Here is a 19611-nt window from a genome sequence, read left to right as displayed (position 1 = left end):
TGACTCGTCTTCATGCACGCGGCTTGACGAAGCTGCCCGCTTAACTTACAACTAAAGCCGTCAGGGGAGTCTCGCCAGAGAGACTGAGAGGCTAATAGCGCAGCGCGCGGCTTAGCGACCCTTAGAACCTGACCCAGTTGATACTGGCGTAGGAAGACGGGTATCGCATCCGATACTTGCCGCAGGCGCGCGTTCGCGACGCCTTTGCCTATTCCCTCTGTATCACGGGTCTTCGTTAACCGATAACGAGGCCAAAGTGAAACATCTCATTCTTAATCACTCTCTTCCTCTCCGGTGGGCACCATGAGCCGCTGGTCGGTGCTAGGCAGCGGCGTTGCCGGACTCTGTGTCGCCACGCTACTACTGGAACGGGGAGAAGCCGTTGAAGTCATTACGCAGCCTGACTGTCGTGCAGCCTCACACTGGGCGGGGGGCATGCTTGCGCCCTGGTGCGAAGCAGAAAGCGCGCCGCCACAGGTGATCGAATGGGGCCAGCATGCGGCGAGCTGGTGGGCGAAACGCGTTGATGGCGTGGAGCAGCAGGGCACACTGGTGGTTGCACCGCCGCGAGACAGTCGCGAACTGACCCGCTTCGCCAGCATGACGGAGCAGCATCGGTGGGTCGCGCCCGGTGACATCGAACCGGCGCTGGAAAATCGCTTTGCCCGCGGCCTGTTCTTTGCCGCAGAGGCGCATCTTGATCCGCGCCGCGCACTGCAGCAACTGCGCGTCACACTGCAGGAGGCTGGCGTACCCTTTCACAGCGGTAAACCTGGCGGCAAAATCATCGACTGCCGCGGCATCCATGCTCTTGATAAGCAGCCCGCTCTGCGCGCCGTGCGGGGCGAAATGCTGATCCTGCACACGCATGACGTTCAGCTCTCCCGTCCGGTCCGTCTGCTGCATCCGCGCTTTCCCTGCTATCTGGTGCCGCGTGCCGGAGACCACTTCATGCTCGGAGCCACCATGGTCGAAAGTCACGACAGCAGCCCGATCAGCGCCAGGGCGATGATGGAGCTGCTGAGCGCGGCTTACAGTCTGCATCCGGCGCTGGCGGAAGCGCGCATCGTGGAGAGTGGCACCGGTCTGCGTCCCGCCTACTGCCAGAATCTGCCGGAGGTCCGCTATGAAAATGGCCGTTTCTCGTTAAACGGGCTCTACCGCCACGGCTTTTTACTGGCCCCGATTATGGCTGAAAAACTCATGCTGCAACTCACTCAGGAGATGACTCATGCGAGTTCAACTTAATGGACGCACGATTGAAACCAGCGCAATGACGCTGGCTGAACTTATGGCGGAGCAGCAGATCGACCCGCGTACCGTCGCCACGGCGCTGAACGGTGAGTTTGTGCCTCGCAGCCGTTATGCCAGCCAGCAGCTTGAGGCGGGCAACCAGCTGGAAATCCTGTCACCGATGCAGGGAGGTTAACCATGTTCTATCAATTTGCCCCGCAATCACGCTTTCTGCTCGGCACCGCCGGATATCCGTCACCAGACGTTCTGCATCAGGCTATTGACGCATCAGGTGCGGAGATCATTACCGTCAGCCTTCGTCGTGAAGGCAGCGAAGGCGGTGCGTTTCGCACGCTGTTGCAGCAGCTCAACAAACGGATTCTGCCGAATACCGCAGGCTGCCATACGGTGAAAGAGGCGGTAACGACGGCGCAGATGGCGCGTGAACTTTTCGACACGCCGTGGATTAAGCTGGAAGTGATTGGTCATGCCGATACGCTGCAACCCGATCCCTTTGCGCTGGTGGAAGCCGCGCGGATCCTCTGCGCTGACGGCTTCCAGGTGTTTCCCTACACCACCGAAGATCTGATTGTTGGCGAGAAACTGCTGGAAGCGGGTTGTGAAGTGCTGATGCCCTGGGGCGCACCAATTGGTTCCGGTCAGGGGTTGCGCAATATCGAAGGGCTGCGTGCCATGCGGGCGTGGTTTAAAGATGTGCCGCTGATTATTGATGCGGGCATCGGTGCGCCGGGCCAGGCGGCGCAGGCGATGGAGATGGGTTTTGATGGCGTGCTGCTAAACACGGCGGTGGCAAAAGCGCGCGATCCGGTGCGGATGGCGGGTGCCTTTGCTGCCGCGATCCACGGCGGGCATGAGGCGTTTCAGGCAGGATTGATGGAGCAGCGCGACATGGCGTCAGCCTCAACCCCCATTTTTGGTCTGGCAAAGTTCAGTTAAGGAACAACGATGACGCGTTATCAGCGACAGACCATGTTGCCGGAGATTGGTGAAGCGGGGCAACAACGCCTGAGCGGGACAAGGGTGCTGGTGGTGGGCGCGGGTGGACTCAGCGCGACGCTGCTGCCGTTACTGGCTGGCGCGGGCGTGGGGTTTATTCGGCTTTACGATGGCGATCGGATTGAGCTGAACAACCTCCACCGGCAGACGCTGTTTGGCGTCGGAGATGTGGGCCAGCCAAAAGCAATCTGCGCGCAGCGCGCGCTGGCGCAGCGAAATCCTGACTGCCACGTTGAGGCACATCCCCAGATGTTGAGCGCCAGTCAGCTGCCGCAGGCGCTGGAGGGGATCGATCTGGTGGTGGATGCGGCGGATAACTTCGCCATCACCTATCAACTCTCCGACGCCTGCTCTCCGCGTGATCTGCCGCTGATCTGCGCCTCGGTGCTGGGTCGTAAAGGTTACGTCGGTGGATTCTGCGGCGGTGCGCCTGGCTATCGTGCGCTGTTTCCTCAGTTACCGAAGGCGTCGGGTAACTGCAACACGGCTGGCGTAATGGGGCCTGCGGTAGCAACGCTGGGCGCGATGCAGGCGCAGATGGTGCTGAGCGTATTGCTGAAACTGACGCCGTCGCCGCTCGGCTGCATGATCCACTGCGACTTTGCGGACTGGCACATCAGGCAATTCCGCTTTGATGACGCGCCTGAACCCGACGCGCCGGGCATCCCGTTTATCGATAAGCTGATGCTCAGTGAGGACGATTGCATTGTGGAACTGCGCAGTCCCGAAGAAGCGCCGGTCAGTGTGGCCGAACGGGTGCTACGCATTCTGCCGCAGCAGATAGCGGCCTGGCAGCCGCCGTCCGATCGGCGCGTGGTGCTGGTGTGTGCCAGTGGAATGCGTGCAGCTCAGGCGGCAGAGAACCTTGCCGCACGGGGGATCACGCGGATGGCGCTGATGGCGGCAAACACGCTGTAGCCTGCCGGTTTACACAATTTCGACCAGCTGGAACGTCTCGAAAATCAGCTCCATTTCCTTATGGAAATAGCCTTCACGTTCAAAGTAACGCTGATGTTCCTGCCGCCAGTGGTCGAGGCTGAGATCGCCTTCACCCTCCAGCATCGCCATCTCAGGCGTGACGCGGTCAAAGCGCGTCAGGAACAGTCCGGTGGTGCGAATCACGCAGACGGGCCGTTTTTCGCCGTTCAGAACAAGGGTGTAGCCGCCCGGCTGAGGCAGGACTTCCTGATCCTGCCAGCTCTGTAACGAACCGCAGGAGGCGACTTTCTTGCCGGCAATAATCAGCGTTGCCAGTTCGTTAGCTAATTCCGGGGAATCACCGAATGCATCTGTGGATGCACCCGGATATTTGTCCTGCAGTTGTTCCTGCGTCATCGACATCCGCAAATCCTTAATGAAATAAGCGCCTGACCGGGATAAATGCAGGTCAGCGTCGCCGTTAAGATAAAGCAGCAGCGGTTGACATGCTGCCAGGAGCGTTACAGCTTACCCGGCCTGCTCATGGGAAAACAGGCTCAATTATCAGGATATTGGGTTTGGGTGTTTGCTGGATCGCAAAGGAGAGGCATACTCTGGCGCGGCCAGCCACAGCCGCGCGCAAAAACTAACGCCTCAGAAAGCTCGCCCAGTGTTCAATGTCGTCACCGCTACTGATATCGGGCTGCACCAGACCATTCACCATAAAGGTCGGTGAAACATGAATACCATTCTGGCGGGCATATTTGCAGTGCCATTTAATCGCGTTCTGCAGATCGGGCTGATCAAACGCGGCGCTGGCATCTACGCCGCTGTACTCTCTGAGGCGGGCCAGAATCTGGTTCGGCGTTGCATCGCGATTCGGGCCGGTACAGTGATCGGTGAACTCAAACTCTTCGCGATGATCGGCGACTGCCTGCATTACCTTCTTTGCCGCCTCTTTACTGTCGCTGGCGGCGGCAAGGATGTAACGCACAATCACGCCGGAATAGAGGTGCCACGGCTGTGATTGCAGACGAATCTTCAGGGTCATCTTCTCTTCACCCACATGCGCCAGTAAGGCGTCGAATTTATTGAACGCGCGAACCGAAAAAGGGCAGGTAGGTTCCAGAAAGACTTCAAAGATTGCGGGACCGTGGCCCCAGATCAGGATATCAGCATGCTGACTCATCAAAAACTCCTTAACGATAAACGGAACGGGAAGTGTCATTACCCTGGCAAATCCTCATCACATCAGCCAGTTGAGAATCAGCCGTAATTGTTACAAAAAACAGCAGTCAGCAGCTGAGACGTGCGTAACAGGCGACAGCCAGAGCCATTAATCGTTAGAATTATCGGCCTTGGCATGCTCAACAGCTGGATCTGCATCGTCCACTGCAAGCAGCTATAGTTATCTGCAGAATTTGCTCGCCCGAATGATGAAGCCATTTCTGCTGTTTGCCTGCTGATCGTCTGCCTGGGGCCGATAAGCGTTAGAAGAGGTTAATTTTGCATACTGATCTTACCTGGAAAATTCTCCATCGCGTCATTAACAAGACAATCTCTGACATGCTGGATGATCAGCAGAGTATTGACGTGTTATCACTGCGCGCCCGGCTGCATGAGCTGGCTGAAAAAGAGGAGGATGAGGTCATGGTGCTCTGTTACTGGCAGGCGAGTAAAATTCTGCTTCGACTTCCCACCACGGTGACAGCCAGTCAGTTGATGGTTGCCGCACGTCACGCTTTTCGCACGCCAATGGATCATGATCGGCTTTAGGGTGAGGACTGACCCGCGCCAGGATATATCCGCACTGAGATCGAAGCGTCAGACCCTGATCAACGCTCATTCAACATGATTATTCCTGCGTTGCTTTACTGACCATTCAGCAATTTGTTCTCATTCTGGGGTCAGTAAATATCAACCGTTAATAAGAGTTGTCTTTAAAGTAAAAAATATCACCTCATAAATGAAGTGTAAATTTTTTAGTTAATTATTCTCGCAGGCTGAAATTGATTCTAATCAAGAAATGTGTCGGTAAATCTCGTCTGTTTAAGTAACTCAACAGCCTGTTTACCTTTAATATAAATAGGGTGCTGTAACATGACGTCAACATAATAAACACCGGGTTGTTATGCTTATATTAAACACATAACAACATGATTTGTAGAGTTTTTATCTAATTACGCTAAGGCTGTGGGGCATGGGTGGGACACAGCCTGTCAACTTCTCGTTTAGCATGGCCACCTGCCCGGCGCTGCTTTCGGGCATCCAGCTCCCATAAACACTGTAAACCATCTGCGCGCTGGAATGACCCATCTGTGTTGCAATGAATGATGGGTTGGCCCCGGCGCTCAGCATCCAGCACGCATAAGTATGGCGGGTTTGGTACGCTTTACGGTATCGTATTCCCGCCCGTTTCATTATTGATGTCCACATGGTACTCAGTGCCCCGACTGCATAGTGGTGACCACTCTTTACACCATAACGGGTAAGCTGTGGGGTGAATAAAAAAGTGCAGGGGTGAGAGCTTGTCCGGCCATACTCCCGCAACTTTACTTCCATCAGGTATTGCTTGCCCATTCGGGTAAGCTCTGCCTGATCCCTTAGTGCTTCTCGTGCCGGTTCCAGCAGGTGGATCACCCGGTCGGTGCCCGCATCGGTCTTTGGTAACGTAAACTCACCCAATGTAGTGAGATTTCGCCTGACCGTCAGCGTGCCCGCTTTCAGATCCACATCCTCCCATGCCAGTGAGACCAGTTCGCCATGTCGCACGCCCGTATAGACCGCCAGTGTCCATAAATTCCGGGCCTGCCTGTTACGGCACGCAAGCGCGAATCGGGTAAATTCATCCCTGCTGAGCGGGTCAGGTATAGCTCTGGCTTTTTTCAGCGGCGATATGCTGCTAAGCGGGCTCTTACTCAGATAGCCGTGATCGGCAGCAAACCGGAACATGCCGGCAATGGTGGCCATGTAGTAATTGACGGTTGGCACCGTTCGCCCTTTAACCGGTACTTTTCGGCCCCTTTCCAGCACCTGATAGCCTGTCAATAACTCTTTCCTGAGAAACAGCATCTCTTCTTTTGTCACCGAAGACACCATTCGCCGGGCACCGATTCGGGGGATCATGTTTTTCACCACTGAGCAATAACGGTGGTGAGCATTCGCGCTGATTTCCATTTTCTTCAAATCCAGCCACTTCTCCGCTAGTTCGCCGACAGAAATGTCCTTTTTCTCCAGCCCGAAGCGCTTCAGATTAGACGAAGCCGGGAACTGGACCGCATAGTTAAAACTACCCATCTTTATTGCAAAGCAGACCGAAGCGCGAAGCTCTCCGGCTACCTTGCGGTTTTTTGCAGTGTCAGGCACGCCAAGATTTTCCCTGACGCGCTGACCCTGATACAGAAACCATATGCGCAGTGATCCGCCATGGTTCTCGACGCCTGTCGGGTACGATGCTTTACTCATTATTCCCTCCTGACGCCCAGGAGCCTGATAAGCTTATCGCGTTCATTTCTTACGGTCATCCGATTGGTTGTTTCTGCGATGCGATCCATGCATCGACCGCTTTCCGGTTGTAGACGCATTCGCTGGTGGGCTTTGGATCGCCTTCGGGTGACATGTGTTTATATTCCCGGCCAAGTAGCCATGACTTTTTACGGGCGCGGGTGATGGTTCCCGGCTTAAGCCCGGTCACCGCGATCAGCAACTGTTCCGTAACCCATTCATTGGGCTCAATCATGATAATGGTGTTCATTTTTACGCTTTCGTCAGTGAACATGATTTGCTCCTCCCCTTCAGTCCCGTCGCCTCGATATCGGATTCAAGGGCGCGGCGGAGCACGTCCTGGTATTTCGGCGTGCCGCGTTTATAACGCCATGCGCCCTCATCGGCACAAATCAACATCCATAGATCTGGCGCGATGGCAAACTCTATGGCCTCACGCATCCGGTCGTTCTGCTGGAGAACGTCGTCATAGTCCGACGCGAGAACATATTTCCCCTGAGCTGCTGGCAACATCGCTGCAGCGGCAACTGTATTAAATCGTTGTACAGTCATAATGATTACCTGTAAGCGGCAACGCGGGCCGCAGCTGATTAACGAACCTGTAAAGTTGGTGATCCCGTTTCGAGGTGGGCACCGGGAATAGTCCTGAGCAATTCCGGGTCTGGTTCTTCGCCGGCAGCGCGGGCCGCTTCGATTTTGGTAGCCAGCTCCAGCAATGCTTTTTTTAGTTCGTCGTTCTTTGTGGTGGTAACCACCTCTGTATGAGACTCGACAAACTCATCCGGCAGTAAATCCACGTTATCGATCTTCAGGCTTACGCTACCTTTGCGGGCCGTGAAGGTGTTGAGCGTGGTTTTGAAGGTGGTGCGTTTGCTGGCTTGCAGGCATTGCAGCAGGTAACTTTTGAGCGCATAAGACTGGCGCTCCCAGTGTTTTTTCCGCTCGCTTACTCGCGCCGCTTCTTTTTTGCAGGCTTCTGCTTTTGCATCAAAATCGCGGATAACACTCATGGTGGCGTCGAACTTGTCTTCCAGCATTCCCTCAATGCCTTCCAGCGTGTCGGCAATCATTTCCGGGGTGAGATCCCCGCCTTCGGCGGCGAGGGATTCAAGTTTATTAATCTCTAAAGCGAGGTCGATAGTACGGTTGCTCATGCTGCTTTCTCCTGCAATCTGGCGAGGCATTCGGACTTAACCTCTTCGAGTCGACGCAAACGACCCTCAAGATATTTGACGTATTCCTGATCGTTAATTTCTTTGGCTGATTTCAGGTGAATACCAACTGTGCGAGTCAGGCTGCTGGCAATTTTTGAAACTTCATTCTGGGAAACTGCTTTTCGCATCGTTTCGACGTTCTGTTTAAAACGTTCATCCAGTTCTTCACGGATCCTGGTTGAGTCATCTGCTTTTTCCGCAGCATCCTTAATGCCGAATTCAAGGACACTTTCAGCTTTATATGCAGCGTCGTCGTAAAGGCCGAGCCATACATCAGCGGAGAACCCGAGCATGGAAAGGCATTTCTTTATTGCGTCGGTGAGCGACTTTTTATGCACTTCGCTGTCGCAGTAAATACCGTTTTTAGTTGTCTGGCGGTAAGGTGTTGAACCAAAGTTTTCGACCGTTCCCCTTACGCCGTCTTTTATGTACCAAAGCGCGATACGCAGATAGTGGTTCAGTTCGAAAAGCAGGGTGCCGTCGTTATCACGAAGAATGCGTTTCCCAACAAATTTGGTGCCCTCAAAGATTTTTTCTGTGAGTGGTGCGCCTTCAACCATTTTGTCTTCGAGGATCGTCCATCCCCAACCGGTGCCGGCAGGACCAAATGACTCTGTGGCTCGCATAACCATATATTCGGCATTGATTGAAGTACCACCGAACCCAAGATCACCCATATCCTTCGTGTAACGAGGATTGGTGCGCATAACGCTTTTCCAGAGTGAAAGGTTCTCGCTGTCACCGAGTTCTTTTTCAAGTTCGTCTGCCCGGAGCACGAAGGCACCAGAGGCAGTGGCCGCCGGAGGTAAGACTTCCGCTTTTTCGCCTTCGTCTGAGGGGCTGGCTGGCTGCTGATTCCCCATAAGGTTATCGATCGAGAAAACACCGTCAGCGATTTTGTTAACCTCAGTTTGCCCGGCAGGTTGTGGGATAACTTCCTGCGGCGCTTTGTACGTACCATTTTTACGCGCCTGATATTCTTCCTGGCTGATTTCGGTACCGCCATCAGCGAGTGCTTTTTTCAGCCCGGAAGGCTTGTTTGCTCGTCCGACTTTTTTACCGTCAGCCATGAGGAAGTAGAACGGGCCGCCATCATCTACAGATGGCGCAGTTTCCACCGTCCCCGCAGCTGACTCATTATCAGAATGTTGCGGTTCCACTGGAGCAATTTCTGACGGTTCATGTTCCAGTAAGCGAGTTGATGCCGCCGTGTTCTGTTCGGTTTCATCTGATTGTCCCTCTGTTTTTCCGTGTTCGGCCAGGTACTCTGCGATGTAACGACCGTGTAATTCCGGTGACTTATAAATATCTGACGAAGGTGCATCACGGACGACGCCAAATATTGATGGGCGGTCATATTTGAGAATATTTGGCTGGGTTCGCATTTGCATTGACCAGCGTTTCCAGTCTTCGCGATCATCCTTGATGATACTGTTTGCCCAGCGTGTTACTGAAGCGAGGGGAGCGTTTGGGTCAACATCGCCAGCCCATAGAGCAACTGCTATCTCAAGATCGAGCGTTTTATGTGTGTGTTCGTAGGGGCGGGGAATTACCGCATTAACTTCACTAATTTCTCCATCTTTGCGTTTAAGCTCATGATTTTTCAGCCAGCCTGCCAGTACAGCTTTAATTTCCGGCCACTTTTTAATATGAGCGCAGGTTTCACGAATGTAATCGATGGCTTCCAGTATACGTTCAGGGTACATAGCCGTAATTGATGGCATTTTGGTAATAGCCTCTACGATATGGCTCTCGAACGTCGACGTTTCACGCTGCTGCAATTCAATAGCTGCACCGAGCTGGTCACTGGTGATTTCAGTCGTGCTGTATTTCACCAGTACTGCGACGCGCATTGATGGTTGTAGCTTGTAAAAATCAACAGGGTTGGACTGGACGTTGGCCACAGGGTGGCCCAGCTCGTCGTCCCATTCGTGATCGAATAAAAAAGTTTCGTCCCATTCTTCCGCAGGGATGGGAATACCCTCAGCTGCGGCATAAATCCGTAAGTCGAATTGAGAATCATCAGCGTCAGGGAAAGCTTCCATGAAAAGGAGTGCAGCTCTCGCTTTTGCCTGTTTATCATTAACAGCCTCAAAAGCATGGGCGATTCGCATTTCGCCATTTTCTTCAGCGGCTTCCTCAAGGCCAAACCAACAGCCAACATATTTAGACATTTCCACCCCCGTTATTTACGGTCTGATAAGTTTCATTTAATTTTTTCAATACGTTTTCAGGTAATACGTATGGAAGGTTCCGTTTATCGCAAATCTTTAATTGGCTCGTTACGTATGTCGCCATTTCCTCTGTGGTGAGATAACCCTGAGCGATTAACTCAATAATCATTTTTTGCATTGCACTTGGAGCAATGCTTAATGTGATTTCATCACCGTTCGTCAGTGATAGTTTTTTGAACGCGAGAGTAATATCCAATTTATGACTCCTCATTTATCAGATTAAGCACTTAACAAATGCTTATGCTGATAAATGCCCCGCATTAACGGGGCGGGTGAGCCTTAATGAAATACGGTGCCTACCATGTTTTTCTTATATTCTGTATAAGTGCCGTTTTCTTTCTCGGCGTCGTGTAGCTGCATATGTATATCTGTCAGTTCATCAACTGCCTTGTGAACACAACCGTACCGTCCGAGAACGTAGCCACCATCAAGAACAACTGTTGTGTTTGATGGGGTAGTATGAATTACGCCGGTTATTGAACCTTCACAATTGAACGATGCCAGTTCGCTGTTGATAGCACATAATTGAAAATTAATAATGCTGATGGTTTTCATATTAGCTCCTGAAAAAATTGTGGAATTCCCTGCCGGATTAACGGCATAGTTTTCCCTGTTGAATGTGAAATTAGTTAATGAGCGGTAATCCGCGTTGATTTAGCATTACTTCAATAACATCGCTGTTAATTCTGGTTACTTCTGAAGGGGTCAATGCATATAACCCTTTTTTCAGATTTGCAGAGGCACGCCAATATTTACCTCTATGTTTAATCATCATGCCCGGAACTACGGCATGACGTGGCATAAATGCTGTGCCGTACATCGTAATCTCCTTAAATTAATATGCCGGTTACGTTTCCGGCGTTCTCAATGAGAACCGTTCCCCTGGTGAGGGCATGTAAAATCGCTTTTGGTTTAGCTGGCCGTGAGCAGTAATCATGGATGGTCACTCTGAGAGCATCGGTTCTCTGTCTGCACAGCCAGCTAAATTATTTTTTAAATCCCATCATGCGGAGCCAGGAATTTAAATCTTTGCGGTTTTTAAAAACCTGCTGGCCGGTTTTTCCGCCTTTACAACATGATCCGTCAAAGTAGACGGTTACGCCCGGAGCGAATTGTTGAACTTTTCCGCTGTAACCTTTCTGCACCAAGTATTGCTTTCCTGTGAATCGGTCCACATACATTTCCGCATTGGTATACTTTTGCATTGCTGCATCTCCAGTGTTGTGCCCTTGTCGCCAGGCTGGCGGAACGTGTTATCTGAGAAATCACTGTGTGGTTTCGATGGGATGAGATTAGCCATTGCTAAGAATTAGATCAACATAAAATTAAGTTATAACTTGAAAAATTGGCAAAAAGACACATAACGCATTGAAAATTATTGCGTTATTTTTTTTGGCTGCGTTTCTTCGCCTTTAAGAGTTCTTCAAGTAGATTTTGGTTGTTTACGACTCTGGCTCGAAGCTCGTTAAGAAATTCATCTTGCTCTGTATCAGTTATCGCATTGAACAGATCAAGCAACTCCTGCTGGCGTTCGTCCAGTTGGACTAGTTGGTCACTCGGTTCCTCTGGGGTTTTACTTTCATCACCAAAAAGAATCCAAGCAGCAGGGCACCTTAGCACTTTGCATAACGCGTGCAGATTTTTCCCTGTCGGTTCACTGGTATCCCTTTCCCACTGAGATACCGAAACGTCGGAGATCTTTAAGGCTTTTGCGAGGGATTTTTGTGTTAGACCAAGGCTTTTGCGGCGAGAGCGAATACGCTCTCCAATAGTCATATCTTGTATTGTCATAGTTAGCTAATACTAATATCCCTTGATCAAGTTATGGCTTGTGTATATCTTATTAGCTATGGCTAATTTATGAGGTTGGAGTATGTACACAAGGGATGCGCTCAAGTTTTTTGGAAGTAAAAGTAAGCTGGCATCAGCAGCAGGAGTAAAACTTCCATCAATTTACAAATGGGGTGAACTTGTTCCGGAAGGTAGAGCAATGCGCCTTCAGACAGCTTCCGATGGATCGTTAGTTTATGACCCAAGATGCTACGACAGTCATGCTAAAGCAAAAAGGGAAGGGGAACTGAATCATGAAAATCAGTCCTACGATTAATGTCGTTGCATCCGAACTGGAAGCTTGGGCGCTTGAAGATGGCTGGAAAGCGGTCGGGATGGCCATAGCGGATCAATATCATGCCGATGGTGGGGGCGACATCCTCCCAGCAGTCGATACAGGTGATGGCCTTCGAAATGCGGTTCAGCGGGTAAAGCGGATTTTCAGGGGATTTGATGGCCCGAGATACGCACCGCAGGCTGAAGGTCTGAAAGCAGCAGCTCTGGCGGTTCTTCCAACAGAACGCCGCGCCCGGATTGAATCACCTGGCGATCCGATTTTGTTGGCGGCACTGGCAGCAAAAGAAGGTATAGAGGCGGTCAACGCTGTAAATCTAGGTGCTGCACCAGCCTCTGCATTGAGGGAGATAAACCAGGCTATCGCGGCGTTTATTGCAACCAGAACAGCTATTGAACTGGTTCTGCATCGTGAAGCTCGTGAGATATATCGGGGCAATTATGCATAACTTAGCATGTGGATTATGGCTTCTCTCCAGAAGCACATTCATATGCCTTAGTAAGGGCGTCGATCAGGCGAGGAACTTCTCCGACGTGCATCTCAATTTCTCGGCATATATCCAACTCTTCCGAGTCGACTCCGGGGCAGTGGTTGATAGAAATTGTAAGCGAATTGTCATGCTCATCGTATCTGACGGAAATTTCAGGCCTGTGCGGTGTTGCAATAAATTTGTTCATTATGACTCCATAGTCTGAAGGTGTTTTATGGCTGCATTGCCTTACATGCAATTGTACATAGCTGATTATCTGGCAGATACCATGCATCTGTCTACAGAAGAGCATGGGGCTTATTTGCTGCTGATGTTCAATTATTGGCAGACAGGAAAGCCAATACCAAAAAGCCGATTAGCAAAAATTGCACGGATGAGTAACGACCGTTGGATTTCCGTTGAAGAGTCGTTGAAGGAGTTCTTTAACGAAATTGGTTCTGAATGGGTTCATGCTCGCATTGAGCGTGACCTTGAAATAGTCAGAGCATCAATTGAGCAGAAGTCTGCGGCTGGAAGGGCGTCGGCAGCTAAGCGGAAGGCAAATAAATCAACAGAAGAGGAACGAGAAAGCAACGACCGTTCAACGGGCGTTGAAATCCCGTTTGAACATAACGATAACGAGAACTCAACGAATAAAGATCTTAATAAGAATAAAGATCTAAAAGATAAAAGATCTAAAAACATTATGTCTGGCACTGAACAGGTTCAGCACCAGACCAATGGACCAGTTTTTATTTCTCTCCCGTTAACCGATGGGAAAAGTAATTTCGATGTGACCGAAAGTTATCTACGTGAGCAGATGGGGTTATATCCTGGCGTAAATATCGAGCAGGAACTTCGAAACATGCGCGGCTGGTTGGATAGTAACCCTGCCAAACGCAAGACCCCGCGAGGAATTAAACGTTTCATCACCACCTGGTTGCAGAACAGTCAGGACAAACCGCGAGGTTGGCAAGGTAGCCGGGCGACTGGAGGCAGAGACGTGAACACAATTTCGTCACCTGAGAACAAAATACCTGACGGTTTCAGGGGGTAGGCATGAAAAATACATCCGACTTGTTGAGACGACTCCAGCGGCTTATGCCTGCCGGTGTTCAACCGCGATTCACAACTGCTGAAGAATTATTAGCCTGGCAGCAGGAAGAGGGGCGCAAACGTTCTGTCGAAGTGGAGAAACTGAACAACAAGGTTCGGGCAGAAAAAATATTCGGTCGATCGGGGATTCAGAATTTGCACCGGAATTGCACTTTTAAAAATTACGAAGTGAAAGGCGATGGCCAGCGCCATGCTCTCAGCCTGGCTAAGAGCTATGCGATGAACTTTGGCAACGGTTTCACGAGCTTTGTATTCAGTGGTAGTCCCGGTACCGGGAAAAACCACCTCGCGGCGGCGATAGGTAATTACCTGCTGGCCCAAAATCGCTCGGTGCTTATCGTCACTGTAGCCGACCTGATGTTGCGTGTACGGGCTTGTTATGACGGCGGCCAATCTGAGTCTGCTCTACTCGACGAGTTGGATCGTGTTGACCTGCTGGTGCTGGATGAAGTCGGGATCCAGAAGGGTTCTCAGCACGAGAAAGTGTTGCTGAATCAGATTGTGGATCGCCGCCTGGCCGCGATGAAGCCTGTTGGTGTGCTTACCAACCTGAATTATGACGAGCTGGCCGCCACGCTGGGCGAACGCGTCGTGGACCGTCTGAAGATGGACAAAGGCATTTGGGTAAATTTCACCTGGGGTAGTTTCAGATCTCAGGTGCGGAACAGCCAGCCTTATCGGCAATAAATTTTGAAGAACTAGGAGGTTTCACAGTGGGAAGACCGACAAAAATCACCGGCGCGGACCTAGCAAAACTCATGCTGGGCAAAACGCTGACGGTACCGGAAATGCACGCACTGCTACGTGAGGTAAAACCGGGCTATGACCCTGAAAGCCTGTGGGTGGCGCTTAAGGTTCTGAAGGGTTCGCCAAACTGTCGGCTGGAAACGTCACTGCGTGGAAAGCATCGTGCCTATCATCGGCGCAGCGTCAGCGAGAGATTTTATGAGCGTTCGGCGGCGGAAACCGGCCGCAGCGGCGGGGGTAAATCACGACTGCCGACCCGCTTCAGCGAAGCCGAAATGGCTTATATCACGCGTTATTATGAATTCGACCGTCTGCTCCGTGCAGCTCGATCACACTGATCTGAAGGAAAATATCTCATGGAAAAACTGACTGATGTTCTGGCAAGAACCGGCAAAGCCACTGCGCGTGAGCTTACAGCCATAATGAAAATTGATGCCGCTGATGCCCTGAATATGCTTCGGGAGCTGCAGGAGGAGGGCGTTGTTAACAGGGATGGTGCGCACTGGTGCCTGCCAGCGGAGCCGGGGTCATTACCAGATATGCCGCAATTTTTACCACTTATGCCGGAAATATTACCAGTTAAGCCAGAAAATTTACCAGTTTCAGTAACAGCGACACCAGAATGCACCAGTGTTGCACCGGAAAGCACCAGTTCTGAGCCAGAAAGTACCAGTGCCGCCCCGACAGCAAACCAGACGCCTTTGAAGGTTGTCTGGTCCGCTCAGGAAGATATACAGGAATTCCCGACCATGGCCTGGGTGCGCCAACGCCGCCGCGAACTCAGAAACGAAATGCGCTGGTTGTCACAGATAGAAAACATCGCACGTCAGATTAGCCGCAAAAAAGCGGCGGTAGAGTATTTCATGGACAGAGTGTGATCTCTTAAATGAACCTGATATCCGGGGCTATTTCAGTATTGAATAATTGCAATCTGACCCTATCACACAGTACGTGGAGGTATCGATATGATACGTGGGATCGTAGTTTTATCTTTTCTTGTAGTAGTTGTAGTCTTCGCATTCTTTATGATGCGTCATATTAAAAACTGAGGGAAGCCTATGTCCGAACTGGATGATTTTCAGGCGCTGACAGTGCGCCAGTTCCTGGAAGAAAACTGGGATCAGTTTATCGCTCACTGCCATGTTGATTATGCAGATGGTGAAGAGCTGGCAGAGGAAATCTTTGAAGCACTTGGCGGGGAGTCGTAACGCAGTGTCTTCAGTAATAAAGTGAGATATAATCGCTGTGGGTGCTTGAGGCTTTCTGCCTTAAGCATTTGCAAACGGCAGAAAGAGAAAAGCCCCGAGTGATTTTTCAATCATCCCGAGGCCCCTCGTATGCTAGTCACGTACAGGTTAGCCTCTTACAGACCGCAAGGTCAAGGAGAAGCAACCATGAAGCCGCAAGATTCTGTTATCTGGTGTCTGGTTATCGTCTGCCTGACGATACTGGTATTTACACTGTTAACCCGCCATTCGCTTTACGAACTGCGAATACGGGACGGTAGCAGGGAGGTTGCGGCTGTAATGGCTTACGAATCCAACCAGTAAGGGCAACCGGCGGGGAGTAATCCCCGCCACCGCCGTGCTTAGCTGAGGCGTTCTCAGGCACCCATTCCCCTCTCAAGATATTTTGAATCCCATCATGTCATTCGCTAATTCAGCGCTTCGCTAAATTACTGTTCATAAAATACACAAATAATTGATTTATATCGATATGGTCAAAAAAAAGCCAATGATTACTGGAGGTCTATACTGGTTTTATATACAGTAAATTAATGCCACTTATCTCACATAGCCCTGAAAGGTTGGTTGAGACAAGCGTATGCATCGGCTTAACAATCGGGACGCGCGAAGGAAATTAACGGATCCCCAAGAACATGCTGGAGCGAAGTGATGATCATACCTGACCACTTAATTCGTGGCCTGAAGAACAGTACAAGACCCGTTGTGCTTTACAGGAACGAATTCGGCGATGTTATCTTTGGTTTTGTGCTGAAACCAGGAGAATTTGTAACCAGCCTGCAACAGATGGCGCAAGCGCGAAAAACGGCAGGATTACCTGCTGTTGATGATGCTGATAATCCACTATAATCTTTAGACAGGTCTGAACAACCTGCTGAGAAACCACTGTGTCACCGGAGAAAACCGATGGCACAGATTCAACTACAAAAAATTAGCTCTGTAATCCTGACCCCGGCGACGCCCGAGGCCAGCGATTTTTTGCAGCGCATTAAAATCGGTGAGTGGATTCACGCCGATTTTAAGCGTGTCCGTAATTACCAGTTCCATAAGCGCTTTTTTAAACTTCTTCAGCTTGGGTTTGAGTACTGGACGCCCACCGGCGGAACGATTCTTCCTGAAGAGCAAAAGCTGGTTAACGGCTTCGTTGATTTTCTCTGCCGACAGGCTGGTCAGCAGCATAGTGTTGCGCTTTTCGATGCCGCCGAGCAGTATCTTGCCGATGAAGCACATACCCGTACGCGCGATATTGCCCTCCTTAAATCCTTCGAAGCATACCGCGAATGGGTGACCATTCAGGCCGGATATTACACCGAGCACGTTTACCCGGACGGTAGCCGCAACCGCCGTGCAAAGTCCATTTCATTTGCCAAAATGGACGAGATCGAATTCCAGCAGTTCTATAAATCCACCCTGAATGTTTTATGGAATTTCATCCTGTTCCGTAAATTCTCATCACCTATCGAAGTTGAAAATGTGGCCGCGCAGCTGCTGGAGTATGCAGCGTGATGCTTAACCCATATTGTCAGGCACTCGAAGAACTTCGAAATCGTGACGTCCACAAGCTTAGAGAAGTGGGGGATCAGTGGTGTACTCCGGATGCAATCTGGTGGGGCATCAACGCCAGGTTTGGTCCGTTCTCTCTTGACTTGTTTGCCGACGACCACAACGCCAAATGTGATGCTTATTACACGGCAGAAAGCAATGCATTAACACAGAACTGGGCTTCCCGCCTGAGTGATCTCGGCGGTGCAGCATACGCCAACCCGCCATACAGCCGCGCTACTCAATTCGAAGGCCAGTACATCACCGGCATGGTTCCGATCATGGAGCATACGTTCGCCATGCGGGAGCGAGGTGGGCGGTATGTTTTCTTCATTAAGTCTGCGACAAGTGAAAGCTGGTGGCCGGAGAATGCCGATCACATCGCCTTCGTTCGCGGGCGTATCAGCTATGATCTCCCCGATTGGTACATCCCCGCCGAGGGGGAGCCTTCCGAGTCTTCAGCAGGCTTCGGTATGGCTATTGCCGTGTTCGATAAACAATGGACTGGCCGGGCGGTAAGCTACATCAGCCGCGAAGAACTTGAAACCACAGGTCACATGTTCCTGACTCAAATCCGGCGTGCAGCGATGAAGTTAGTCGGGGTGGCTGCATGAGGCGTTCCGTTAATCTCCGAAAAGAAGCGCGTGGCCGCGAATGCCAGATGAGGATCCCTGGTATCTGTAATTTCTATCCGGAAACTACGGTACTTGCTCATTATCGGCTAGCTGGAACGTGTGGCACCGGGTGCAAACCTGATGATGCACAGGGCGCGTGGGGCTGCGATGCCTGTCATGCAGCCGTCGATGGACGCATAAAAACACCTTACTCCCGCGATGAGCTTCGCTTATTTCACGCCGAAGCTGTTTTCCGCACGCAATCAATTCTCAGAAGTGAAGGTAAGTTATGAGCACTGAAACAGAAACCGAACTCCTGAACGTCGTGGCATTCCCGGCGAAAGAAGGGATGGAAAAAATTGATCTGCAATTTTTGCCTGAGGGTGAAAAAGTCCGGTGCTTTCACCCCGGCGTCTTTGTTAATGAGTCCGAGCGACGGGTTCGTTGCCGCCGATGCGATGCCGTTCTGGACCCGTTCGATTATCTGCTGTCTATTGCTCTGCGAGAGGTGCAACTGGCAGACACCGTTGATTATCTCCGCCGTGAAGAAAAACAGCGGCGCCAGAATATCGAAAAACTTATCCAGATTGAGCGCAACGCGAAGTCAAGGATCCGCCGGACAGGGTTTAAAGAGCCATTACCCCTCTGGCAGAATGAGGTGATTGCGAAATGACACCTCAATTACTCGAATACGCCCGGATTGAGCTTACCCGTGCACTGATGGATCACTCAGGTAAAACGAAAGGGCAGCTGCAGGCGTTTTGTGAGCACCCTCCTGCGGATAAAGACCGTAGCCCACGCAAGCCGATTCATGTCGTCGAGTTGGACAACGGCAGGGGAGGAGTCCAGTGCGTAAAAGCTGAAAACAGTGCTGTTTATGTGCTGGAAACGCGAAGTCGCCGCAGACCTCTGCCGCCGATAAATGATTGCGGTTTTTCAGCAGCGCCGTGGCGACGGGCGGTTAATATGCTCCCTGAACACGAACAGGCTTGGTTGAAATATTGCTATGGCTTCGACCTGAATTTCCGGTACCAGACTTTGATTTGTGAGGCTATCTGGAATGAACACCAAAAACATCTTCCCGAAGGATTGATGAGAAAAACAAAAAAGCGATTGATAGCACTGGTATGGCTGGCGGTGCAGGAAGTGGCCACAATGAACCTTAATGAAACATACAAGCAATATGCTGGCGCCGCCCTCGCCGGGCATTTAGGAGTCTCTCGCTCTACCTGGTGTGAAATATATGCCCCGCACTGGCGTGCTTTAAAGTCTGCTGTTACCAACCTGGATTGTAGTGCGTTGGATTCAGTTTTGTATCTCAAACAGGATAAGGCTTTTGACGACGCTATCAGCTAGGTATTGCAAAACCGAACAAATTAAGCCATATTTAGCGCAATTCTGATATGTGGTCAGAATTATAACAAACCCGCCTGCGTGCGGGTTTGTACGTTTTTATACTGTATAAAAACGAACTCCATGATGCCGGAAGCAGCGGGTTATACGCGGCAGGCATGGGATATATGAGAGTGCGCTTCTCTGCGGTGAATGCGTGCTATTTGTTAATAAATGTTTGCATTGCGCTGTTTTTGTTCACAATGTGCTATACCAGTTATTCCTACCGAAGCGGGAAAAAC

General features: G+C 51.0%; 32 protein-coding genes and 1 riboswitch. Of the genes, 19 read left to right on the top strand and 13 right to left on the bottom strand.

The window, feature by feature from the left end; all coding sequences use genetic code 11:
- Nucleotides 1-52: 52 nt before the first annotated feature.
- Nucleotides 53-172: riboswitch (TPP riboswitch) on the top strand.
- 131 nt (nt 173-303) lie between these two features.
- Genes F3I20_RS16230 through F3I20_RS16215 form a run of 4 tightly spaced genes read left to right on the top strand, consistent with a single transcriptional unit; the run spans nt 304 to nt 3168 of the window.
- Nucleotides 304-1248, top strand: coding sequence for an FAD-dependent oxidoreductase (locus F3I20_RS16230; protein WP_150037973.1), 945 nt, complete (start codon nt 304-306; stop codon nt 1246-1248).
- Entirely contained in the window at nt 1232-1429 is a 198-nt protein-coding gene (gene thiS / locus F3I20_RS16225; protein WP_150015392.1) for a sulfur carrier protein ThiS, read from the top strand. Before F3I20_RS16230 ends, thiS begins: the two co-directional genes overlap by 17 nt.
- Before the next feature lie 2 nt (nt 1430-1431).
- The gene (locus F3I20_RS16220) at nt 1432-2190 is read left to right on the top strand and encodes a thiazole synthase (protein ID WP_150037974.1); all 759 of its coding nucleotides are present in this window, start codon (nt 1432-1434) and stop codon (nt 2188-2190) included.
- Nucleotides 2191-2199: 9 nt separating this feature from the next.
- Nucleotides 2200-3168, top strand: a complete 969-nt coding sequence (locus F3I20_RS16215) for a HesA/MoeB/ThiF family protein (protein ID WP_150037975.1) — start codon at nt 2200-2202, stop codon at nt 3166-3168.
- A gap of 9 nt (nt 3169-3177) precedes the next feature.
- Here the strand turns inward: F3I20_RS16215 and F3I20_RS16210 are convergent, their stop codons facing one another.
- Both F3I20_RS16210 and F3I20_RS16205 read right to left on the bottom strand, forming a co-directional pair.
- Nucleotides 3178-3591 (bottom strand): ASCH domain-containing protein, encoded by a 414-nt coding sequence (locus tag F3I20_RS16210; protein WP_150015389.1) that lies wholly within the window; start codon nt 3589-3591, stop codon nt 3178-3180.
- A 223-nt stretch (nt 3592-3814) separates the two neighbouring features.
- A complete protein-coding gene (locus F3I20_RS16205; protein ID WP_150015388.1) occupies nt 3815-4357 on the bottom strand; it encodes a DsbA family protein in 543 nt (180 codons plus the stop codon).
- A 317-nt stretch (nt 4358-4674) separates the two neighbouring features.
- Between F3I20_RS16205 and F3I20_RS16200 the strand changes: the two genes are divergently transcribed.
- A complete protein-coding gene (locus F3I20_RS16200) occupies nt 4675-4944 on the top strand; it encodes a hypothetical protein (protein WP_150015387.1) in 270 nt (89 codons plus the stop codon).
- Nucleotides 4945-5340: 396 nt separating this feature from the next.
- Here F3I20_RS16200 and F3I20_RS16195 read toward each other — a convergent pair whose 3' ends face one another.
- From F3I20_RS16195 to F3I20_RS16150, 10 genes are all read right to left on the bottom strand, one after another.
- Nucleotides 5341-6633 carry a tyrosine-type recombinase/integrase gene (locus tag F3I20_RS16195; protein ID WP_150059925.1) on the bottom strand — a complete coding sequence of 431 codons (1293 nt, stop codon included), beginning with the start codon at nt 6631-6633 and terminating at the stop codon, nt 5341-5343.
- 55 nt (nt 6634-6688) lie between these two features.
- Nucleotides 6689-6922, bottom strand: coding sequence for an excisionase family protein (locus F3I20_RS16190; RefSeq protein WP_137229915.1), 234 nt, complete (start codon nt 6920-6922; stop codon nt 6689-6691).
- 2 nt (nt 6923-6924) lie between these two features.
- Complete coding sequence (locus tag F3I20_RS16185; protein WP_150037977.1) at nt 6925-7224, bottom strand: hypothetical protein; 300 nt, start codon at nt 7222-7224, stop codon at nt 6925-6927.
- A gap of 38 nt (nt 7225-7262) precedes the next feature.
- Nucleotides 7263-7826 carry a siphovirus Gp157 family protein gene (locus F3I20_RS16180; RefSeq protein WP_150037978.1) on the bottom strand — a complete coding sequence of 188 codons (564 nt, stop codon included), beginning with the start codon at nt 7824-7826 and terminating at the stop codon, nt 7263-7265.
- Nucleotides 7823-10060, bottom strand: a complete 2238-nt coding sequence (locus F3I20_RS16175; protein ID WP_150037979.1) for a phage-associated endonuclease — start codon at nt 10058-10060, stop codon at nt 7823-7825. Before F3I20_RS16175 ends, F3I20_RS16180 begins: the two co-directional genes overlap by 4 nt.
- Nucleotides 10053-10316: a hypothetical protein gene (locus F3I20_RS16170; RefSeq protein ID WP_150037980.1), complete on the bottom strand. Its 264-nt coding sequence runs from the start codon at nt 10314-10316 to the stop codon at nt 10053-10055. The genes F3I20_RS16175 and F3I20_RS16170 overlap by 8 nt, the downstream gene beginning before the upstream one ends.
- An 83-nt stretch (nt 10317-10399) precedes the next feature.
- Complete coding sequence (locus F3I20_RS16165; RefSeq protein ID WP_150037981.1) at nt 10400-10675, bottom strand: DNA breaking-rejoining protein; 276 nt, start codon at nt 10673-10675, stop codon at nt 10400-10402.
- 70 nt (nt 10676-10745) lie between these two features.
- The gene (locus tag F3I20_RS16160) at nt 10746-10940 is read right to left on the bottom strand and encodes a cell division protein FtsZ (protein ID WP_150037982.1); all 195 of its coding nucleotides are present in this window, start codon (nt 10938-10940) and stop codon (nt 10746-10748) included.
- A gap of 166 nt (nt 10941-11106) precedes the next feature.
- Complete coding sequence (locus F3I20_RS16155) at nt 11107-11325, bottom strand: hypothetical protein (RefSeq protein WP_150037983.1); 219 nt, start codon at nt 11323-11325, stop codon at nt 11107-11109.
- Nucleotides 11326-11503: 178 nt separating this feature from the next.
- Nucleotides 11504-11905: a helix-turn-helix domain-containing protein gene (locus F3I20_RS16150; protein WP_304623020.1), complete on the bottom strand. Its 402-nt coding sequence runs from the start codon at nt 11903-11905 to the stop codon at nt 11504-11506.
- A gap of 88 nt (nt 11906-11993) precedes the next feature.
- On the opposite strand from F3I20_RS16150, the gene F3I20_RS16145 reads away from it, so the two are divergent.
- Both F3I20_RS16145 and F3I20_RS16140 read left to right on the top strand, forming a co-directional pair.
- Nucleotides 11994-12227, top strand: a complete 234-nt coding sequence (locus tag F3I20_RS16145; protein ID WP_150037985.1) for a Cro/CI family transcriptional regulator — start codon at nt 11994-11996, stop codon at nt 12225-12227.
- Nucleotides 12205-12693, top strand: coding sequence for a toxin YdaT family protein (locus tag F3I20_RS16140; protein WP_150037986.1), 489 nt, complete (start codon nt 12205-12207; stop codon nt 12691-12693). Before F3I20_RS16145 ends, F3I20_RS16140 begins: the two co-directional genes overlap by 23 nt.
- Nucleotides 12694-12706: 13 nt before the next feature.
- Here F3I20_RS16140 and F3I20_RS16135 read toward each other — a convergent pair whose 3' ends face one another.
- Nucleotides 12707-12922 carry a hypothetical protein gene (locus tag F3I20_RS16135; protein WP_150037987.1) on the bottom strand — a complete coding sequence of 72 codons (216 nt, stop codon included), beginning with the start codon at nt 12920-12922 and terminating at the stop codon, nt 12707-12709.
- Nucleotides 12923-12949: 27 nt separating this feature from the next.
- On the opposite strand from F3I20_RS16135, the gene F3I20_RS16130 reads away from it, so the two are divergent.
- The 12 genes from F3I20_RS16130 to F3I20_RS16080 all read left to right on the top strand — a co-directional run bounded on the left by F3I20_RS16130 (nt 12950) and on the right by F3I20_RS16080 (nt 19333).
- The gene (locus F3I20_RS16130; protein ID WP_150037988.1) at nt 12950-13771 is read left to right on the top strand and encodes a DUF1376 domain-containing protein; all 822 of its coding nucleotides are present in this window, start codon (nt 12950-12952) and stop codon (nt 13769-13771) included.
- Nucleotides 13772-13773: 2 nt separating this feature from the next.
- The gene (locus F3I20_RS16125; RefSeq protein WP_150037989.1) at nt 13774-14517 is read left to right on the top strand and encodes an ATP-binding protein; all 744 of its coding nucleotides are present in this window, start codon (nt 13774-13776) and stop codon (nt 14515-14517) included.
- Between the two features lie 71 nt (nt 14518-14588).
- Entirely contained in the window at nt 14589-14915 is a 327-nt protein-coding gene (locus F3I20_RS16120; protein ID WP_150037990.1) for a hypothetical protein, read from the top strand.
- An 18-nt stretch (nt 14916-14933) separates the two neighbouring features.
- Nucleotides 14934-15455 (top strand): hypothetical protein, encoded by a 522-nt coding sequence (locus tag F3I20_RS16115; RefSeq protein WP_150037991.1) that lies wholly within the window; start codon nt 14934-14936, stop codon nt 15453-15455.
- Between the two features lie 180 nt (nt 15456-15635).
- Entirely contained in the window at nt 15636-15785 is a 150-nt protein-coding gene (locus F3I20_RS23975; RefSeq protein WP_190286168.1) for a hypothetical protein, read from the top strand.
- 186 nt (nt 15786-15971) lie between these two features.
- Nucleotides 15972-16127 carry a type I toxin-antitoxin system Hok/Gef family toxin gene (locus F3I20_RS16110; protein WP_150037992.1) on the top strand — a complete coding sequence of 52 codons (156 nt, stop codon included), beginning with the start codon at nt 15972-15974 and terminating at the stop codon, nt 16125-16127.
- Between the two features lie 345 nt (nt 16128-16472).
- Nucleotides 16473-16670, top strand: a complete 198-nt coding sequence (locus tag F3I20_RS16105) for a hypothetical protein (protein WP_150037993.1) — start codon at nt 16473-16475, stop codon at nt 16668-16670.
- Between the two features lie 57 nt (nt 16671-16727).
- Nucleotides 16728-17327: a DUF1367 family protein gene (locus F3I20_RS16100; RefSeq protein ID WP_150037994.1), complete on the top strand. Its 600-nt coding sequence runs from the start codon at nt 16728-16730 to the stop codon at nt 17325-17327.
- On the top strand, nt 17327-17977 hold the full coding sequence (locus F3I20_RS16095; RefSeq protein ID WP_150038001.1) for a phage N-6-adenine-methyltransferase: 651 nt from the start codon (nt 17327-17329) through the stop codon (nt 17975-17977). Before F3I20_RS16100 ends, F3I20_RS16095 begins: the two co-directional genes overlap by 1 nt.
- The gene (locus F3I20_RS16090) at nt 17974-18270 is read left to right on the top strand and encodes a DUF1364 domain-containing protein (protein ID WP_150037995.1); all 297 of its coding nucleotides are present in this window, start codon (nt 17974-17976) and stop codon (nt 18268-18270) included. Before F3I20_RS16095 ends, F3I20_RS16090 begins: the two co-directional genes overlap by 4 nt.
- A complete protein-coding gene (locus tag F3I20_RS16085) occupies nt 18267-18650 on the top strand; it encodes a hypothetical protein (RefSeq protein ID WP_150037996.1) in 384 nt (127 codons plus the stop codon). The genes F3I20_RS16090 and F3I20_RS16085 overlap by 4 nt, the downstream gene beginning before the upstream one ends.
- Nucleotides 18647-19333, top strand: coding sequence for a bacteriophage antitermination protein Q (locus F3I20_RS16080; RefSeq protein WP_150037997.1), 687 nt, complete (start codon nt 18647-18649; stop codon nt 19331-19333). Before F3I20_RS16085 ends, F3I20_RS16080 begins: the two co-directional genes overlap by 4 nt.
- The last annotated feature ends 278 nt before the right edge of the window (nt 19334-19611 follow it).

It is taken from the genome of Candidatus Pantoea gossypiicola, assembly GCF_008632075.1.
In the GTDB taxonomy this organism is placed as follows: domain Bacteria; phylum Pseudomonadota; class Gammaproteobacteria; order Enterobacterales; family Enterobacteriaceae; genus Pantoea; species Pantoea gossypiicola.
This window is presented reverse-complemented; position numbering and strand designations above follow the sequence as displayed.